At 70.4% G+C, this 17,410-nt stretch carries 16 protein-coding genes; 2 read left to right on the top strand and 14 right to left on the bottom strand.

Annotated elements, in window-relative coordinates:
• Positions 1–70: 70 nt before the first annotated feature.
• From JCR33_RS14605 to tolQ, 13 genes are all read right to left on the bottom strand, one after another.
• A complete protein-coding gene (locus tag JCR33_RS14605) occupies positions 71–1,237 on the bottom strand; it encodes a phosphoserine transaminase (RefSeq protein ID WP_198882827.1) in 1,167 nt (388 codons plus the stop codon).
• Positions 1,238–1,322: 85 nt separating this feature from the next.
• Complete coding sequence (locus JCR33_RS14600; RefSeq protein ID WP_198882826.1) at positions 1,323–1,667, bottom strand: hypothetical protein; 345 nt, start codon at positions 1,665–1,667, stop codon at positions 1,323–1,325.
• Between the two features lie 100 nt (positions 1,668–1,767).
• Positions 1,768–2,337 carry a GNAT family N-acetyltransferase gene (locus JCR33_RS14595; RefSeq protein ID WP_198882825.1) on the bottom strand — a complete coding sequence of 190 codons (570 nt, stop codon included), beginning with the start codon at positions 2,335–2,337 and terminating at the stop codon, positions 1,768–1,770.
• Between the two features lie 3 nt (positions 2,338–2,340).
• Complete coding sequence (glmM, locus tag JCR33_RS14590) at positions 2,341–3,687, bottom strand: phosphoglucosamine mutase (RefSeq protein WP_198882824.1); 1,347 nt, start codon at positions 3,685–3,687, stop codon at positions 2,341–2,343.
• Between the two features lie 103 nt (positions 3,688–3,790).
• Positions 3,791–4,357, bottom strand: coding sequence for a mismatch-specific DNA-glycosylase (locus JCR33_RS14585; RefSeq protein WP_198882823.1), 567 nt, complete (start codon positions 4,355–4,357; stop codon positions 3,791–3,793).
• A gap of 217 nt (positions 4,358–4,574) precedes the next feature.
• Positions 4,575–6,497: an ATP-dependent zinc metalloprotease FtsH gene (gene ftsH, locus JCR33_RS14580; protein ID WP_198882822.1), complete on the bottom strand. Its 1,923-nt coding sequence runs from the start codon at positions 6,495–6,497 to the stop codon at positions 4,575–4,577.
• A 126-nt stretch (positions 6,498–6,623) separates the two neighbouring features.
• Positions 6,624–7,865 (bottom strand): tRNA lysidine(34) synthetase TilS, encoded by a 1,242-nt coding sequence (gene tilS / locus JCR33_RS14575; protein ID WP_198882821.1) that lies wholly within the window; start codon positions 7,863–7,865, stop codon positions 6,624–6,626.
• A complete protein-coding gene (locus tag JCR33_RS14570) occupies positions 7,865–8,731 on the bottom strand; it encodes a tetratricopeptide repeat protein (protein WP_198882820.1) in 867 nt (288 codons plus the stop codon). Before JCR33_RS14570 ends, tilS begins: the two co-directional genes overlap by 1 nt.
• Positions 8,732–8,853: 122 nt before the next feature.
• Complete coding sequence (pal, locus tag JCR33_RS14565) at positions 8,854–9,285, bottom strand: peptidoglycan-associated lipoprotein Pal (RefSeq protein WP_408628768.1); 432 nt, start codon at positions 9,283–9,285, stop codon at positions 8,854–8,856.
• Positions 9,286–9,414: 129 nt separating this feature from the next.
• Positions 9,415–10,731, bottom strand: coding sequence for a Tol-Pal system beta propeller repeat protein TolB (tolB, locus tag JCR33_RS14560; RefSeq protein WP_198882818.1), 1,317 nt, complete (start codon positions 10,729–10,731; stop codon positions 9,415–9,417).
• A gap of 194 nt (positions 10,732–10,925) precedes the next feature.
• Positions 10,926–11,879 carry a cell envelope integrity protein TolA gene (locus JCR33_RS14555; RefSeq protein WP_198882817.1) on the bottom strand — a complete coding sequence of 318 codons (954 nt, stop codon included), beginning with the start codon at positions 11,877–11,879 and terminating at the stop codon, positions 10,926–10,928.
• Between the two features lie 3 nt (positions 11,880–11,882).
• Entirely contained in the window at positions 11,883–12,332 is a 450-nt protein-coding gene (gene tolR / locus JCR33_RS14550) for a protein TolR (protein ID WP_198882816.1), read from the bottom strand.
• On the bottom strand, positions 12,332–13,042 hold the full coding sequence (gene tolQ / locus JCR33_RS14545) for a protein TolQ (protein ID WP_198882815.1): 711 nt from the start codon (positions 13,040–13,042) through the stop codon (positions 12,332–12,334). The genes tolR and tolQ overlap by 1 nt, the downstream gene beginning before the upstream one ends.
• A gap of 297 nt (positions 13,043–13,339) precedes the next feature.
• On the opposite strand from tolQ, the gene JCR33_RS14540 reads away from it, so the two are divergent.
• Positions 13,340–14,377: a hypothetical protein gene (locus JCR33_RS14540; protein WP_198882814.1), complete on the top strand. Its 1,038-nt coding sequence runs from the start codon at positions 13,340–13,342 to the stop codon at positions 14,375–14,377.
• 27 nt (positions 14,378–14,404) lie between these two features.
• Here the strand turns inward: JCR33_RS14540 and JCR33_RS14535 are convergent, their stop codons facing one another.
• Complete coding sequence (locus JCR33_RS14535) at positions 14,405–15,070, bottom strand: GntR family transcriptional regulator (protein WP_198882813.1); 666 nt, start codon at positions 15,068–15,070, stop codon at positions 14,405–14,407.
• A gap of 187 nt (positions 15,071–15,257) precedes the next feature.
• Here JCR33_RS14535 and JCR33_RS14530 point away from each other — a divergent pair, with 187 nt between their 5' ends.
• Positions 15,258–17,354 carry a hydantoinase/oxoprolinase family protein gene (locus tag JCR33_RS14530; RefSeq protein ID WP_198882812.1) on the top strand — a complete coding sequence of 699 codons (2,097 nt, stop codon included), beginning with the start codon at positions 15,258–15,260 and terminating at the stop codon, positions 17,352–17,354.
• Positions 17,355–17,410: the final 56 nt, after the last annotated feature.

Raw genomic sequence — 17,410 nt, 5'->3', positions numbered from 1 at the left:
TGCGTGCTTCTTCCGGCGCCGCGGCCGAGGGCCGCGCGCCTTTGAGGAATGTCGATTGTCGTCGGGCGGGTTAGGCCGCGGCGGCTTGCGGCTTCGGCGTGACGGCGAAGGCCCAGTCGAGCCATTCGGTCAGCACGGCGAGATCGGCGGACTCCACCGTGCCGCCGGCCCAGATCCGCAAGCCCGGAGGGGCATCGCGATAGGCCGCGATGTCGTAGGCCGCGTCCTCCGCCTCGAGGCGCGTGGCGAGCGCCTTGGAGAAGGCGGCCTGCTCGTCCTTCGAGGCCCCCGTCACGCGCGGGTCCACCACCTTGAGACACACCGAGGTGTTGGAGCGCGTCGCCGGATCCTCGGCGAGGAAGTCGACCCACGGCGTCTTCGCCACCCAGTCGGCGAGGACGGCGAGGTTGCGGTCGGACCGCTCGGCGAGCGTCTCCGGCAGGCTTTCCGCCCAGGCGAGCGCATCGAGGCAGTCCTCGACGGCGAGCATCGAGGGGGTGTTGATCGTCTCGCCCTTGAAGATGCCCTCGTTGAGCTTGCCGCCCTTCGTCATGCGGAAGATCTTCGGTAGCGGCCAGGCCGGGGTGTAGGTCTCGAGCCGCTCCACGGCGCGTGGCGACAGGATGAGGATGCCGTGCGCCGCCTCGCCGCCGAGCGCCTTCTGCCAGGAGAAGGTCACCACGTCGAGCTTGTCGAAGGGCAGCTTCTGGGCGAAGGCGGCGGAGGTGGCGTCGCAGATGGTCAGCCCCTCGCGGTCGGCGGGGATGAAGTCGCCGTTCGGCACGCGCACGCCGGAGGTGGTGCCGTTCCAGGTGAAGACGACGTCGTTGGTGAAGTCGATCTTGGTGAGGTCGGGAAGCCGGCCGTAGTCCGCCTTGAGCACGGTGGCGTCGAGCTTCAGCTGCTTCACCACATCGGTGACCCAGCCCTCGCCGAAGGATTCCCAGGCGAGCAGTGTCGTCGGGCGGGCGCCCAGCATCGACCACAGCGCCATCTCGACGGCGCCGGTGTCCGACGCCGGCACGATGCCGATGCGATAGTCGGACGGCACGCCGAGCAGCGCGCGCGTGCTGTCGATCACGACCTTCAGCTTGGCTTTGCCGATCTTGGAGCGGTGGGAGCGGCCGAGCGCGGCGTCCGCCAGCGCTTCGGGGGTCCACCCGGGGCGCTTGGCGCACGGTCCGGACGAAAAACAGGGATTGCCCGGCCGACGGCCAGGCATCGCAACAGTCGTCATGTAACTATCCTCTCAGATAGGCGCCCCTCGTTGGGGAGGGGTGTCCCACCGCCGGCACTACGCCTGTCGGCGGTGGATGGCAAGCCTATTGTTCGGCGAGGTCGCGCGCGGCTTGCGGCGGCATGGGGACGGCGGCCGACGTCAGGCGGAACGCGTCGGCCCACGCGGCGACGCTCGCCGCCTCCGTCTGGCCGGCGGTTCCGGCAAGCTCCCGCGGCGCCTCCGGAGCGATTGCGATACCCGGGGTCGGCGCGGAAACAACCTCGCGGAAAGCGATCTCGACGAGCCGATTATTCTTCCACGCCGCGACCGCGCTCGGCACGGGGCGGGTGGCGCCCGAGGTCGGCAGCGTGATCGCCGCGGCCCCCGCCCCGATGGCGAGCGCCGACAACACGATCGCCCACCTCTTCGCCATGAACGTCGTCGCCATGGGTACCCTCCTGTGGGTCCGGCCGGTGGCCGCTTCCCAGAAGGTGCGCCGCAACGGTTAAGCGATCATTAACCATAAGTTCGCCCTGTGGACGGACGGGCTACACCCGGTAGCGCATGAACGGGCGGATCGGCGTGCGCCGCTCCACCTCCTCGAATCCCGCCGCGGCGAGACTGGAGGCGATGCCGACATAGCCTTCGCCCCACATCAACGGCCGCTTGGGTTCGATCGGCGCGGCCTCCACCGCCCGCGCCCCGTGCGCGGCGGCGTAGGCGACGGCCTCTTCGGCGAGGCGGCGCATCAATCCCTGTCCGCGCCAGGTCCGGGCGATGTAGAAGCAGGTAAGGGCCCACACGTCGTCGATGTCGCCATCGGGGCGGCCGGTACGCGTGGTGTTGAAGCGCGGCACGGCGGCGCGCGGGGTGATGCGGCACCAGCCGACGGGCGTCTCTCCGTCATAGGCGATGAGGCCCACCGGGGCCTCGCTCGCGACTTCGGCGGCGAAGGCGTCGTGCCGCTCGCCGGCCGTCCCCTCCCGCCAGACGCGGGCGGGATCGCTCCAGTAGCGGCACCAGCAGCCGTCGGAGGCGCCCTTGGGGCCGAAGAGGCGCTCGATGTCGGCGAAGCGGGCGGCGTCGACGGGCGCGAAGGTGAGGCTTGCGGAGTCCATCGCTCAGTCGTGCGCGCTGACCACGACGGACGCGAGCTCGTCCACCAGCGCGTTGATCAGCCCCGCGTCGTCGCCCTCCGCCATGATGCGGATGAGGGGCTCGGTGCCGGAGGGACGGATGAGCAGGCGGCCCGCGTCGCCGAGGCGCTCCTTGGCCGCGTCGATGGCGCTCGCCACCTTGTCGCTCTCGAGTGGCGCCCCACCGTTGACGCGAACATTCTTGAGGATCTGCGGCACCGGCTCGAAACGGTGGCAGATCTCGGACACGCGCTTGCCCGACTCGGCGACCACCGACAGAAGCTCCAGCGCCGCCAGGAGGCCGTCGCCCGTGGTCGTGTAGTCGGTCAGGATGATGTGGCCGGACTGCTCGCCGCCGATATTGTAGCCGCCCTTACGCATGCGCTCGGAGACGTGGCGATCGCCCACCGGCGTGCGCAGCAGCTCCACGCCGATCGATTCCAGATAGCGCTCGAGCCCCAGATTGGACATGACGGTGGCGACGACGGTGGATTGCTTCAGTCTCTCCGAGCGCAGCCAGGAGGCGGCGATCACGGCGAGGAGCTGGTCGCCGTCGACGACCTTGCCCTTCTCGTCGATGATGATGACGCGGTCGGCGTCGCCGTCGAGGGCGATGCCGATGTCGGCGCGCACCTCGAGCACCTTGGCGCGGATGGTGTCGAGCGAGGTGGAGCCGCAGTCTCGGTTGATGTTGGTGCCGTCGGGCTTGACGCCCATCGTCACCACCTCGGCGCCGAGCTCCCAGAGCGCGTCCGGCGCGACGCGATAGGCGGCGCCGTTGGCGCAGTCCACCACCACGCGCAGCCCGTCCAGCGAGAGCTGGCGGGGGAAGGTGCGCTTGGCGAACTCCACGTAGCGGTCGCGCACGCCATCGAGGCGGGTGGCGCGGCCGATGCGGGAGTCGGTCGCGAGGCGGCTCGTGAGGTCGCTGTCGATCAGCTCCTCGATGCGCAGCTCCATCGCGTCGGAGAGCTTGTAGCCGTCCGCCCCGAAGATCTTGATGCCGTTGTCGTAGAAGGCGTTGTGGGAGGCCGAGATCATCACCCCCACGTCGGCGCGGAGCGAGCGGGTGAGCATTGCCACCGCGGGGGTGGGCATCGGGCCGAGCAGGAAGACGTCGGATCCGACGGCGGTGAAGCCCGCCACCAGCGCGGTCTCCAGCATATAGCCCGACAGACGCGTATCCTTGCCGATGACGATCCGCTGGCGGCTGTCCGCCTTGGCGAGGGCGAGGCCGGTGGCCATCCCCACGCGCATCGCGATCTCCGGCGTCATCACGCCGTCATTGGCACGGCCGCGGATGCCGTCGGTGCCGAAATAGTTGCGCGCCATCGTTCCACCCTCACCCACATTGGGACTAAGCGATCCTGCATGGGTTGAGTCAACAGCGCCTCACCGGCGCGATGCCTCGAATGGTCGGGCGCGACCCCGTTTCTCAGCCGGCCGGCCCCGGCAGGACGCCCGCCGCGGGCGACACCGCGTCGGCGAGGCGCTGCCACACGGCGAGGTCCCAGTAGCCGCGCGCCTGGCCGGAGGGGGAGGTGAGCACGTAGAGGCGCGTGTCGCCGATTATCTCGGCCTGAAAGCCGAGCGGGATGCGCCCCGTCGGGCGCTCCAGCACGGCCGAGGCCGCCTTCTTGGAGGTGAAGGCGACGACGTGCGGGCGATAACGCAGGATCTTGGCGCGCAAGGCCTCTCCGTCGAAGGCCTCGACGGGGAGCTCGGCATCGTTGCCGAAGTGGGACTTCACCACATCGGTCAGCCCGATGCCGTGCTCGACGAGGTGGGGCCAGTCCTCCGGGCGGAAGCGGGTGGGGGTCAGCCCGGTGTCGTGGAGGGCGCGCCAGAAGAGGTTGCCGGGGTGGGCGTAGTAGGCGCGGCGTTTCGCCGAGACGCGCCCGAGCGCCGTGCCGCAGAAGACGAGCCGTAGCCCCGGCGCCAGAAGGTCCGGAACGTGCCCGGGTGGGAGCGCGCCGAACTTCATGCCCTCGATATCGCTCATCGCTCCAGAATACATGCTCGGCACCGCGGGGCGAGCGTCCAGCGCCGCCCGTCCCCCGTCGGGGTGGGCGGGACCCCAGTGCCGAAGCCGCCGGCCGAAGCCGCCGTGCGGGACAGTTGGTGCGAGGCCCGACACCGATGGCGGGCTCTGCAAACCGAAGCGGCCGCCACGCTGTGGGCGTGGCGGCCGCGAAAGGGGTCGGTCGGGGCGGCTCGGCTCAGGAGGGCTGAGGCTCGAAGCCGCCTTCGCCGGCGGGCGGGCGGGGCCGCGAGGCGCCGGTCGGCGGCACGGTGGAGGCGCGCGCCGGCGGCTCGTCGTCCGTGCTCTCCCGCGTCGGCGGCTTGCCCTTCAGAAGGTTGCGGATCTCGTCGCCCGTCAGCGTCTCGTATTCGAGGAGGCCCTTGGCGATGGTGTGCAGGTCGTCGAGGTTGGTCTTGATGACCGCCATCGCCGTCTCGTAGCCGTCGTTCACGAAGCGCTTCACCTCGCGGTCGACGAGCTCCTGCGTCTTCTCCGAGACGTGCTGGTTGCGCGCCACGGAATGGCCGAGGAACACCTCCTCCTCGTTCTCTCCATAGAGGAGCGGGCCGAGCTCGTCCGACATGCCGAACTGGGTCGCCATGGCGCGCGACAGCTTAGTCGCCATCTTGATGTCGGCCGAGGCGCCCGAGGTGACCTTCTCGTGGCCGAAGATCAGCTCTTCGGCGACGCGCCCGCCCATGGCGACCGCGAGGTCCGCCTTGCACTTGGCGCGGGTGAGCGAGATCTGATCCCGCTCCGGCAGGCGCATCACCATGCCGAGCGCGCGGCCGCGGGGGATGATGGTCGCCTTGTGGATCGGGTCAGAGGCGGGCATGTGCAGCGCCACCAGCGCGTGGCCGGCCTCGTGATAGGCGGTCAGCTTCTTCTCGTCCTCGGTCATGACGAGGGTGCGCCGCTCGGCACCCATCATCACCTTGTCCTTGGCGTCCTCGAACTCCTGGTGCGTCACGAGCCGCTTGTTGCGACGCGCGGCGAGCAGCGCCGCCTCGTTCACGAGGTTGGCAAGGTCCGCGCCCGCAAAGCCCGGCGTGCCGCGCGCGAGCACCTTGAGGTTCACGTCCGGCGCCAGCGGCACTTTTCGCACGTGGACCTTGAGGATCTTCTCGCGGCCGACGAGGTCGGGGTTCGGCACCACGATCTGACGGTCGAAGCGGCCGGGACGCAGGAGCGCCGGGTCGAGCACGTCCGGACGGTTGGTCGCGGCGATGAGGATGATGCCCTCGTTCGCCTCGAACCCGTCCATCTCGACCAGCAGCTGGTTCAGCGTCTGCTCGCGCTCGTCGTTGCCGCCGCCGAGACCGGCGCCGCGGTGACGGCCCACCGCATCGATTTCGTCGATGAAGATGATGCAGGGGGCGTTCTTCTTGGCCTGCTCGAACATGTCACGCACGCGGGACGCGCCGACACCCACGAACATCTCCACGAAGTCCGAACCCGAGATCGAGAAGAACGGCACGTTGGCTTCGCCGGCGATGGCGCGGGCGAGCAGCGTCTTGCCGGTGCCCGGAGGGCCGACGAGGAGCACGCCGCGCGGGATCTTGCCGCCGAGCTTCTGGAAGCGCGAGGGGTCCTTCAGGAAGTCGACGATTTCCTGAAGATCTTCCTTGGCCTCGTCGACGCCGGCGACGTCCTCGAACATCACCCGGCCGTGCGCCTCGGTCAGCATCTTGGCCTTGGACTTGCCGAAACCCATGGCCTTGCCGGCGCCGCCGCCCTGCATCTGACGCATGAGGAAGAGCCAGATGCCGAGGATCAGGAGCATCGGGAACCAGGTGGCGAGGATGCCCCACAGCGAGATGCCGTCGTTCGGCGGCTCGGCGCGGATCAGCACGTTCTGCTTCTCGAGCGTATCGATGTAGTTCGCGTTTTCCGGCGCGTAGGACTGGAAGCGGGCACCGGAATTGTACTGACCCGTAATCTCGCGCTGCTGGATCGTTACGGCGCGAACGTTGCCGTTGTTCACCTCGGAGATGAACTGCGAATAGGGGATCTCCGAGGGATTCGCCCGCTGCCCCGGATTCTGGAACAGCTGGAAGAGGGCGATCAGCAGCAGAGCGATCACCACCCACAGCGCGAAATTGCGGAAATGATTGTTCATAGCGGACCTTGCGTTGCACCCTTGTGAGGCGCGGGAGGCGGAATACGCGCCGCCGATGTTCCATCAACATAGGAAGAAGCGTCCCGCCTGCCAACTACCGTGGGACCCACAGCATGATCGGACGAATCAGCGCATGGGCCGCACGATCGCCCCATCGGCCGGGAAATCTCGGCGGCGTACCCCGAGGGTCGGCGCCAGCACCAGACGATCGTTGAGGAAAATGCCGGGTGCCGTGGCGATGGCCGGGCGGTGCGCGATCGCTGGGCAAGCTTTCGCAACGCTTTCCCCGATAGCAGCAATGCTCACACGCGGGAAGCCTCGGGCAAGCTCCACGCTGAAGCGGCCGTCGAACACCCCGCGCTCGCCGCCTGCGAGGGTGATCGGCGCGATCGCGCGGGGCTCCCGCCAGGCAACGATGTCGTCCGCCGCGACGGCGAGCGCGGCCCGGCCGAGGCTCGCGCCGACGCCGCGGCTCACCGCGTCGGCGGCGGCGCGGAGCGGGGCGAAACGCGGCGTCTGTGGCAGTCCGCCCGCCCGGCACACCATGTCGGCGAGGACGCGCAACCGCACCTCCTCCGGCGCCGCCCGCCAGAGCGGGAGGGGGAGGCGCACGGCGCCCGCCCGGTCGGTCCGCAGCCGCGCCGCGAGGGCGGCGACGTCGGCCTCGATCACCTCGCCGGCGCGGGCAAGGTGGGCGGCGGTGGCGGCGAGGCGCTCCGCGGTCAGCCCCACGGCGGCGAGGCGGGGCGCGAGCCGGCGCATCGCCACCCGGTCGAAGCGGGGGTCGGTGTTGGAGGGGTCCTCCCGCCAGCCGATGCCGCGCGCGACGAGGGCCGCCCGCAGCGCCTCGCGCCGGACGCCGAGCAGCGGGCGCACGATGGTGAGCCCGTCGCGGCGCGCGACCGGGCGGATCGCGCCGAGCCCCTTGAGCCCGCTGCCGCGCGCGAGGCGCAGGAGCAGCGTCTCCGCCTGATCCTCCAGCGTGTGGGCGGTGGCGATCGCGGCGAGGTCCAGCCGGCCCGCCGCCTCGCCGAAGAGGCGATAGCGCTCGGCCCGCGCCCAGGCCTGCACCGACCCGCTCGGCGGACCGTCGACCTTCAGCGCCGCCACCGGCACGCCGAGGCGGGCGCCGAGGCGCTCCACGAAGGTGACGTCGGCGGCGGCGTCCGGCCGCAGTCCGTGATCGACGGTGAGGATCGCGAGCCGCTCCGTCGGCAGCGCCTCGGCGGCGAGCACGGCCATCGCGGTGCTGTCGCCGCCGCCGGAGACGGCGAGACCGATCCGCCCCGCCGCCGGAAAGAGGTCGATGTCGAGCATCGCGGCGGGGTCGGCGACGTCCTCGTCGAGCCGCCCGGGCGCCGTCTGCATCAGACGCAGTGCGCCGCCTGCTGCTCGCGCCGGGCGGCGGCCTTGAGATCCTCGGCGGCGTTGGGATAGGCGCCGAAGAACTCGGCGAGCGAGGAGCACGCCGCCTCCCGCTCGCCGAGCCCGTTGAGGGCGCTGCCGAGGCGCAACAGGCTCGCCGGGGCGTGGGCCCCGTTCGGGTCGGTCGTGTAGTTCTCGAGGAACACGCTGGCGGCGTTGCGGTAGTCGCCCTGCGCCAGCATCGCCTCGCCGAGCAGGAAGCGCGCCTCGCCGGCGACGGGGCCGGTCGGATTGTCGGCGAGCACCTCGCGCGCCTGCTGCGCGGCCATGGCGTAGCGGCCGGACCCCTGCAGCGAGCGGACCTCCTGCAAGGCGGGGTTGCCCGCGGGCGTCGCGGTGGTCGCGGCGGGTACCGGCTCGTCCACCGCCCGGGCCGCGGCGTCGAGGTTGCGGTTGAGCGCCGAAAGGTCCACCGGGCCGCCGGTTCCGGGGCGTGGCGCCGTGGCGCCACTCGCCGGCAGCGAGCCGAGCGAGCGCGGCGGCGCGCCGGGGCCGGGGCGACCCGCGTCGCTATGCTGGTCGGGGGCCTGCGGGCGCTCCCGCTCCATCCGGCGCAGGGTGAAGGTCAGCTCCTCCACCTGGCCGGTGAGCATGCGCACCTGCTCCTCGAGCTGCTGCACGCGCAGTGCGAGGTCGGCTTCGTTGCTCTGTCGCTGATCGTCGCCGCCGAAGAGACGCGGCAGGAAGCGCTGCTGCACCTCCACCACCGCCGCGTGGCGGTCGGCCGGCGCGGCGAGCCGCGGCAGCGCCACGGCGGCGCTCGCGGACGACGCGGCGAGGATCAGCGCCATCGCCGCGGAACGAAGCATCACGGAAGTTCTGGGGCGCATCGGCAATCTCCTGCGGCAATCGATGGGCCGTAGCCGCCATATAGCGCGGCCGGCCCATCAGTTGAACGCCGAAGGCCGCCGGCGGCTACGTGAGCGCGGGGTCAGGACCCGCGCAGCACCGTGACCGCGCGGCGGTTCTGCGACCAGCACGATTCGGCATCGCACACGGCGACGGGTCGTTCCTTGCCAAATCCGATCGTGTTGATGCGGCCGGCCGAGACGCCGCGACTCGCGAGATAGGCGCGCACCGCCTCGGCGCGTCGTGCCGACAGGGCGATGTTGTATTCGCGCGTGCCGCGCTCGTCGGCGTGACCCTCGACGGTGATCTGGTAGCGCGGATACTGGTTCAGCCACTGGGCCTGCCGGGTGAGGGTGGCCGTGGCCGTCGCGTCGAGGGACGAGGAGTCGACGGTGAAATAGACGCGGTCGCCCACATTCTGGGAGAAGTCTTGCGGGGAGCCCGGCGTCGCCGCGCCACCGGCCGTATTGGTGGGCTTCTGCGCGCAGGCCGCGACGACCACCAGCATCGACATGACAGCCAGCGTCATCAGCCAGCGCTTCGCTCGGAACTCAGTCATCATGTGACTCCGAAGAACGGGAAGAGGTTGAGGTACGGGAGGGACAGTTAATGCGGTCTTGGCAATTGTCCTTAACCGGCCGGATCAGCGGCGCGGCGACCATGCGGGATCCGAAGCAATGGTCGCCACGTCGACTCGCCGCTCGTTCCGACCGGTAATGTCGACGGTATAGATGCTTGCGCCGCCCTGCGCACCACCCGACTCGCGGAAAAATGCGAGAACGCGACCGTTTGGCGCCCAGGTCGGCCCCTCGTTGTGGAATCCGGTCGTGAGAATGCGCTCGCCGGTGCCGTCGGGCCGCATCACCCCGATCGAGAAGCGGCCCTGCCCCTGCTTGGTGAAGGCGATGAGATCGCCGCGGGGCGACCAGACCGGCGTCGAGTAGCGGCCGTCGCCGAACGAGATGCGCTGCGGGTTGGAGCCGTCGGCGCCCATCACATAGAGCTGCTGGGTGCCGCCGCGATCGCTCTCGAACACGATGCGCGAGCCGTCCGGCGAGTAGGACGGTGCGGTGTCGATCGCCGGCGTGTTGGTGAGGCGGCTCAGCTTGCGCGAGCGCAGATCCATCACGAAGATGTTGGCGTTGCCGCCCTCCTGCAGGCTCATCACCACGCGGTTGCCGTCGGGAGAGAAGCGGGGGGCGAAGCTCATGTTGGAGAAGTCGCCCAGGAGCTGACGTTTGCCGGTCTCGATGTCGAGTAGATAGACGTGCGGCTGGGCGCCCTCGTAGCTCATGTAGGTCACGTACTGGCCGGCCGGGCTGAAGCGGGGCGTGAGGACGAGGTTGGAGCCGTCGGTGAGATAGCTCACGTTCGCCCCGTCCTGGTCCATGATGGCGAGCCGCTTGACCCGCGCATTCTTCGGGCCGCTCTCGGCGACGAACACGATGCGGGTGTCGAAATAGCCCTTCTCGCCGGTCAGCCGCTCGTAGATGGCGTCGGCCACGATGTGGGCGACGCGGCGCCAGTTCTCGGGGGTGGTGAAGAATTGCTGGCCGAGGATCTGCTGCTCCTGCAGCGGATCCCAGAGGCGGAACTCCACCCGCAGCCGGTCGCCGTTCTCGCGCACGACGGAGCCGGTCACCAGCGCCTCCGCCCCGATCGCCCGCCAGTCGCCGAAGCGGGGCATGGTCGATACGCCGAGCGTCTGCTCGATGTAGGCGTTGCGGTCCACCCCGGCGAAGAGGCCGGAGCCCGTCAGGTCGGCCAGCACCACCTCGGCGATCTGGGCGCCGAGCTGGTCGTCGCGCACCTGGCCGGAGAAGTAGGGAATGGCGATCGGCAGCGGCCGCACCTCGCCCTGGGTCACGTCGATCGACACCAGCGCGCGTGCCGCCGGCGCGGTGGTGACCAACGCCACGAGCGCGCACAGGGTCGCAAGAAGCATGGAGCGGGTGAGCATCTGTCTCGGCCTCACGGTCAGGTCGGTCGTCTCTCGGTCCGCGGCCGGGGTGGCCTGCGGGCAATCGGGTCAAGTCGCGGTGCGGTGGCCTGCGACGCGGGGTCGAACGGCGATACCGCACTCATCTAGAGGGCACCGGTGCGGGAGAAAGCCGCAACGGAACCGTTTCGTCAAATGGCGCGCCGCGTCGGCGCTCAGAACAGATCGCGCGGGTCGAAGTTGACCTGGACGTCCTTCCACACTTCGTACTTGGCCGGTGGCAGGCGGTAGGGCTGGCACTGGACCACGGCGCGGCGGGCGGCGTCGGCGGCGACGTCGTAGAGTGCGCCGAGGCCCTGCGCCCCGATCTGCTTGATCTCCACCACGGAGCCGTCGGGCGCGAGGCGGATCTGGACGGTCACCACCAGGTCCTGGCCACCTTCGATGCCGATCGGCGGGTTCCAGCAGCGCTGCATCTGGGCGCGGAGCGCATCCATCTCCGACAGGGTGAGGGAGGCCTGCGCGCGGCCCGATTCCGATCCGAGTGAGGCCTGTGCCGAGCCCGAGCCGCCGCCCGAGGGGGCCGTCCGGTTGATCAGCTGCGACAATCGGTCAGCGTCGAACGACTCCGAGCTCTGCTGCTCCAACCGTGCCGTCTGGGTGCGGCGCGGCGGGGGCGGCGGCTTGCGCGTCGGCACCACCGTCTCCGGCACCGGAGCGGGCGTCTCGGAGGGCTGCGGCTCGGGCTCCACCGGCTGCCGCTCCACGGCCGCCACCTCGGTCTGCGGCGTCGGGTCGGGCTCGGGCTCCGGCTCGGTCGCCTCCACCGGCTCCGGCTCGCCGGCGGGCTCGGGCGCGGACGATTCGGCGGCCGTCGCGATCGCGTCGGCGTCGGTCGCCACCTCGTCGGCCGGCGTGTCGGTGGCGCCGGGCTGGGCCTCCGGCTCCGGCGGGGTCTCCGCCTCGACCGTCTCCGTCGCGGCCTCCTCCACCACCTCCGTCTCCTCCGGCCGACCCTCGGTGAGGTCGGTCTCGTCGGCGATCGTGACGAGCTCCACCGGCAGCGCGTTCACCGTCGGCGTCTCGAAATGCGAGGTGGGCAGGCTGATGATCGCCGCCGCGAGCAACGAGAAGTGCAGGATCGCGGAGACGATGAGGGCGTTACGCATGCCCTATGACGGCTCCTCGGTGGTCACGAGGCCGATACGATTGAAACCCGCCCGGTTGAGGCGGCCCATGACGCGCATGATCGCCCCATAGTCCGACGAGGCGTCGCCGCGGACGAGGATGCGCTCCTCATATCCCGCCCCGGCGATCGCCTGCAGGCGGGTGATGAGGGTGTCGATGTCGATCTCCTCCTCCTGCAGAAAAATCTTGCCGTCGGCCTGGATCGAGATGGTCAGCGGGTCGACGTCACCCTCGAGGGGCTTGGCCGTCGACTGCGGCAGGTCGATGGGCACGCCCACCGTGAGCAGCGGCGCGGACACCATGAAGATGATGAGGAGCACCAGCATCACGTCCACGAAGGGCGTGACGTTGATCTCGGCAACCGGCTGGAAGCGCCGCCCGCGACGGCGGCCGCGGCCGGCTCCTCCCCCCATGTTCGGCGATGACATACCCATCAGAGTCTCTCATCGATTTCCCGGGACAGGATGGCGAGGAATTCGTCGGCGAACCCCTCCATCTCGTGCGTGATCCGCGCGATGTCGGTCGCGAGCTTGTTGTAGAAAATGGTGGCCGGGATCGCCGCGAGAAGACCCAGCGCGGTCGCAAGCAGCGCTTCGGCGATGCCGGGCGCCACCACGGCGAGGTTGGTGGTGCCCGATCCGGCGATCGCCTGGAACGAGCTCATGATGCCCCAGACCGTGCCGAACAGGCCGATGAAGGGGGCCGCCGAGCCGGTGGAGGCGAGCACCATCAGGCCGCGCTCCAGCTCCTCGCCCTCGCGCGACAGCGTCATCGTCATCACGCGGTCGATGCGCTGGGCGAGCGAGGCGAGCGCCGGCTTGGCGCCCTCGTGGCTGCGCTTCCACTCGCGCATGGCTGCCACGAACACGGCGGCGAGACCGTCGGTATCCTCCTCGGAGCGCTCCTTGTAGAGCGCCTCCAGCGACTGGCCGGACCAGAAATCTTCCTCGAAGTTGGACATGCGGCGGCGCATGCGGCGCAGCGCCACGGTCTTGTAGAAGATGATCGCCCAGCACCACAGCGAGGCCAGGAACAGCCCCACCATCACGCACTTCACGACGATGTGCGCCTGCAGGAACAACGCCAGGAGCGAGAAGTTGGCCGGGCTCGCCAGCGCGGCGCCCGTCGTGACGGCGTCACCCATGGGCGACACTTCCTTTAAAACGTGACTGGGAGGGGTTCGTGAACACTAGACACTCCAACACAGACCCTTGGCAGTTGCCGCTCGGACACAGGAGGGTTTGGCCCCCTCTAACGCGTCGGCCGAGCGCTGGCTAGACGCTCCACCCCGCGTCTGCGACGGAACGTCTCGCACCGACGCGATGATCACGGATGCGCGCGACCCCTTTTTTTAGCCGCCTTCCGATACCATCACAGAGCGAGCGGAGCGTCATCCGCCCCACCTCGATCCGTTCGCCGTCTTTCCCCGAGGCCCTGCCCCATGCGCGTTCTCATCGCCTTCCTCATCGTGCTGGCGAGCCTCGCCGGCCCGTCCTCTGCGCCGGTGGCCGCCGCACCCGCAGCCGCCACGAGCGGGGAGGACGCGACGCACGACGGCTCCTACGTCCTCGTCGACGAGTGGCTGACGGGGGAGGATTCCGGCATCATCTCGCCGATCTTCGTCGTGCTTCGGGTGGACGGCGAGCGGATGGACTTCACCTTCCTCACCGAGGACGCGGGTAACGCCAACCGCTGCTACACCGACGGGCAGTGCGCCCAGGCGGTCAACGCGCTGTCGCTGACCGCCTCGACCGCGGCCGACGGCACGCTGACGGTGTCGGACGTCGAGGTGACGGAAGCGCCGCAGGAGATGATCGACGATCCGCGCGTCGACCGCCCCTTCATCATCGATCCGGTGATCGGCTTCATGGAGAGCGCACGGGCCGAATGGGGGCCGCTGGGCGTCGCCTTCATCGGCACGCCGACGGACCGGATCGCCGGCCGCGCCCGCTTCCTGCGCGGCGACCTTCAAGCCGCCAAGGCGGCCATCGCGTTCGAGAGCCGCTTCAATGTGGGCCACCACGCGCTCGACCGCTGCGTGATGCGCCGCGCGATCCTCGCCGAGGTCGCGCCGGATCCGACGCCGGCCGACCGCGGCATCGCCGCCGCCGCCCACCTCGCCGGTAGCATCGCCGCGCTCGACCGCCGGGTCGCCATGCTGCCCGACGGTTCGTCCGCCGAGCGGCCGCTGCGCTACACCCAGTTCGCCTACGACCGCCTGTTGCGCCTGATGACGGAGGCGGCCGCGGCCGACCCCGAGGTGAGCGACGAGGCGCTGTGGTCGGTCGCCGAAGAGGGCTATGCGCCGCTGCGCAAGCCGCTCGGCGCCGGCGCCGGCGCCGACAGCGTGTGGGCGAAGCTCGGCGACGAGCGCGCGGGCTTCATCGCCTTCGCCCGTATCCTCGCGGCCACGGCGGACCTGGGCGATACGCCCGCCGCTTCGGTGCTCTGCGGCAACGGTCTCGACACCGCCTTGTGACGGCAGGCCGCCGCGGCCGGGCGGGCGCTATTCGACGGCGCGCTCGATGATCCGTAGGGCGTGCATGACGTGATCGTGCGCCACCTGGCGCGCCCGCTCCACGTTCGCCGCCGCGATCGCCTGGGCGATCTCGAGGTGCTGCTCGCCGGACTCGTCGAGCTCGACCTGCGACGAGAACAGGGCGAAGCGGAAGTTGAAGTAGGTGACGTTGCGCGCCAGCGTGTCGGCGATGCGCGGATTGGCGGCGGCGGCGATGATGTGGCCGTGAAACGTCTCGTTCGCGTCGAAGCGGATGTCGCGCGTCGGCGCCTTGGCGAAGAGATGGGGCTGCCCCGTCTCGAGGATCACCGCCCGCTGCTCCTCGCTCGCGCGCAGCGCCGCGAGCGAGGCCGCTTCCGCCTCCAGCGCGGCGCGCACCTCGTAGATCCAGCGCACCTCGTCCTGCGTATGCTCGTGCACCGTCCAGCGGCGCCGCTTTGATTCCACGAGGCCGTCGTTGGCGAGCCGCAGCAGGCCCTCGCGCACCGGCATGCGCGACACCATCAGGCGCTCGGCAAGGTCGGCCTCCACCAGCGCCTGGTTCGGCCGCAACACGCCGCTCAGGATCTCGCGTCGCAGCTGGGCGTAGACGAACTCGCTCAGTGCGATGCCCGTCTTCGTCTCGGTGGCTGCAGGGGCGAGGCTCGATGGCAAGGCGATTCTCCCGTCGCGTCTTGGAACAAAGAGGCCGATCCGGCAGCGCGCGGCGCAGGCTCGATCCCCCGCAACCGCATCATTCGGACTCAAATGTCAATTCGCTGCGTTCTTGATATACCATTTCGTATGCGATAAGGAATACTAAAGTGGAAACGCCGGGCACGCCGGGCGATACGGGGACCAAATGACGACGAAGGCGCGCATCGGGGTGGACATCGGCGGGACCTTCACCGACGGCGTGCTCGAGCTGGACGGTCGGCAGATCTCGCTGAAGGTGCTGACGACCCACGACGCGCCCGAGCGCGGGCTGCGCGAGGCGATCGACCGGCTGGTCGAAGAGGCGGGACTCGCGCCGTCGGACATCGGGCTCATCGTCCACGGCACCACGCTCGCCACCAACGCCCTCATCGAGCGCAAGGGTGCGCGCACGGCGCTGATCACCACCGAGGGATTTCGCGACATCCTCGAGATCCGAGGCGAGGATCGCTACGACCACCACGCGATCGGTCTGCGGCTGCCGGAGCCGCTGGTGCCGCGCTCGCGGCGGCACGTACTGGTGGAGCGCGTCTCGGCCGCGGGCGAGGTGCTGCGTCCGCTCGACCGGGATGCCGTCGAGGCGCTGGTTCCGCGGCTCGTCGACGACGGCGTCGAGGCCGTGGCCGTGGGCTTTCTCCACAGCTATCGCAACGACGCGCACGAGCAGCTGGTGCGCGAGGTGCTCGACCGGCGGCTGCCCGGCGTTCCCGTGTCGCTCTCGAGCGAGGTGTCGCCGGAGATGCGCGAATATGAGCGCTTCTCCACGACCTGCGCCAACGCCTACGTGCAGCCGCTGATGATGGGCTATCTCGGCCGCCTTCAAGAAGGGCTCGCCGCCGCCTCCTACGACTGCCAGCTGCTCATGATGCTCTCGAGCGGCGGCCTCACCACGGTGGACATGAGCGCCCGCTTCCCGGTGCGGCTCGTCGAATCCGGCCCGGCCGGCGGTGCCCTCTTCGCCCGCAGCGTCGCGGAGCGGGCGGGCCTTGCCAAGGTGCTCTCCTTCGACATGGGCGGCACCACCGCGAAGATCTGCATGATCGAGAACGGCGAGCCGCAGACCGCGCACAGCTTCGAGGTCGCCCGCATCTACCGCTTCAAGAAGGGCAGCGGGCTGCCGCTGCGCATTCCGGTGATCGAGCTCGTCGAGATCGGCGCCGGCGGCGGCTCGATCGCCCGCGTGGACGCGATGGGGCGCATCACCGTCGGCCCCGACAGCGCCGGCTCCGAGCCCGGCCCGGCCTGCTACGGCCGGGGCGGAACGGATGCGACGGTGACCGACGCCGACGTCGTCCTCGGCGCCATCGCGCCGGAAGGCTTCGCGGCGGGCACCATCCCCGTCGATCGCGCCGCGTGCGAGGCGGCCGTCGCCGACAATATCGGCAGCCGCCTCGGCCTCGACATTCCGATGGCGGCCTACGGCATCCGCGAGATCGTCGACGAGAACATGACGGCGGCGGCCCGCGTCCACGCCATCGAGTGCGGCATGGACGCGTCGGCGCGCACGATGATCGCGTTCGGCGGCGCCGCGCCGCTCCACGCCGGGCGCATCGCCGAGAAGCTGAAGCTCGACCGCTTCATCGTGCCGGTCAGGGCCGGCGTGGGCTCGGCGGTGGGCTTCCTCCTCGCCCCGCTCGGCTACGAGATCGTGCGCAGCCTCCACCAGCGCCTCGACCGGATGGACTTCGATCTCGTCGGCGCGACGCTCGGCCAGATGGAGGCTGAGGCGCGGGCCGTGGTGCGGAGCGCCGGCGGCGGGCTCGACGACGCCGCGCTCACGACGCAGCGCATCATCCACATGCGCTATCTCGGCCAGGGCCACCAGATCGCCGTCACCCTGCCGGACGGGCCGATCGTGGCAGGCACCGTCCCCCTCCTGCGGGCGAGCTTCGAGGCCGAATATGCGCGCCTCTATAGCCGCAGCGTGCCCGACGTCGACATCGAGGTGCTGACGTGGGTGGTGAAGGTCGCGACGCCAGCGGCCCCCCCGGCGGCGGCGTCCGCGGCGCAGGCCGAGCCGAGCGCGGCCCGCCCCGTCGGTCGGCGCCCGATGTTCGACGAGGCGCGCGGCGCCTCCGTCGAGGTTCCCGTCTACGAGCGGGCGGGCCTGCCGCCGGGCGCCGTGGTCGAGGGGCCGGCGATCATCAGCGAGATGGAGACGACGACGCTGGTGCCCGCCGCCTTCGTCGCCCGGATCGGCGCCGATCTCGTCATCGATTGTGTCCGCAAGAGCGTGAGGAGCTGAGGTGCCCGGCGTAGACGACATCGAGCGCGGCGTCGCCGTCGGCGATCAGCTGACGA

The sequence above is a fragment of the Acuticoccus mangrovi genome, assembly GCF_016411865.1.
Lineage (GTDB): Bacteria > Pseudomonadota > Alphaproteobacteria > Rhizobiales > Amorphaceae > Acuticoccus > Acuticoccus mangrovi.
The sequence above is the reverse complement of the archived record's forward strand: the minus strand, read 5'-3'. Positions and strand labels throughout refer to the sequence as shown.

What these genes read in the sequence shown, in the direction of transcription:
- JCR33_RS14530 (WP_198882812.1), top strand. Translation starts at nt 15,258, where the DNA reads ATGACGACGAAGGCGCGCATCGGGGTGGACATCGGCGGGACCTTCACC.
- ftsH (WP_198882822.1), bottom strand. Translation starts at nt 6,497, where the DNA reads ATGAACAATCATTTCCGCAATTTCGCGCTGTGGGTGGTGATCGCTCTG.
- JCR33_RS14540 (WP_198882814.1), top strand. Translation starts at nt 13,340, where the DNA reads ATGCGCGTTCTCATCGCCTTCCTCATCGTGCTGGCGAGCCTCGCCGGC.
- tolQ (WP_198882815.1), bottom strand. Translation starts at nt 13,042, where the DNA reads ATGGGTGACGCCGTCACGACGGGCGCCGCGCTGGCGAGCCCGGCCAAC.
- JCR33_RS14585 (WP_198882823.1), bottom strand. Translation starts at nt 4,357, where the DNA reads ATGAGCGATATCGAGGGCATGAAGTTCGGCGCGCTCCCACCCGGGCAC.
- JCR33_RS14555 (WP_198882817.1), bottom strand. Translation starts at nt 11,879, where the DNA reads ATGCGTAACGCCCTCATCGTCTCCGCGATCCTGCACTTCTCGTTGCTC.
- tolR (WP_198882816.1), bottom strand. Translation starts at nt 12,332, where the DNA reads ATGGGTATGTCATCGCCGAACATGGGGGGAGGAGCCGGCCGCGGCCGC.
- JCR33_RS14605 (WP_198882827.1), bottom strand. Translation starts at nt 1,237, where the DNA reads ATGACGACTGTTGCGATGCCTGGCCGTCGGCCGGGCAATCCCTGTTTT.
- pal (WP_408628768.1), bottom strand. Translation starts at nt 9,285, where the DNA reads ATGTCGATGCTGGTGGTCGTCGCGGCCTGCGCGCAGAAGCCCACCAAT.
- tilS (WP_198882821.1), bottom strand. Translation starts at nt 7,865, where the DNA reads ATGCAGACGGCGCCCGGGCGGCTCGACGAGGACGTCGCCGACCCCGCC.
- JCR33_RS14600 (WP_198882826.1), bottom strand. Translation starts at nt 1,667, where the DNA reads ATGGCGACGACGTTCATGGCGAAGAGGTGGGCGATCGTGTTGTCGGCG.
- glmM (WP_198882824.1), bottom strand. Translation starts at nt 3,687, where the DNA reads ATGGCGCGCAACTATTTCGGCACCGACGGCATCCGCGGCCGTGCCAAT.
- JCR33_RS14570 (WP_198882820.1), bottom strand. Translation starts at nt 8,731, where the DNA reads ATGCTTCGTTCCGCGGCGATGGCGCTGATCCTCGCCGCGTCGTCCGCG.
- tolB (WP_198882818.1), bottom strand. Translation starts at nt 10,731, where the DNA reads ATGCTCACCCGCTCCATGCTTCTTGCGACCCTGTGCGCGCTCGTGGCG.
- JCR33_RS14595 (WP_198882825.1), bottom strand. Translation starts at nt 2,337, where the DNA reads ATGGACTCCGCAAGCCTCACCTTCGCGCCCGTCGACGCCGCCCGCTTC.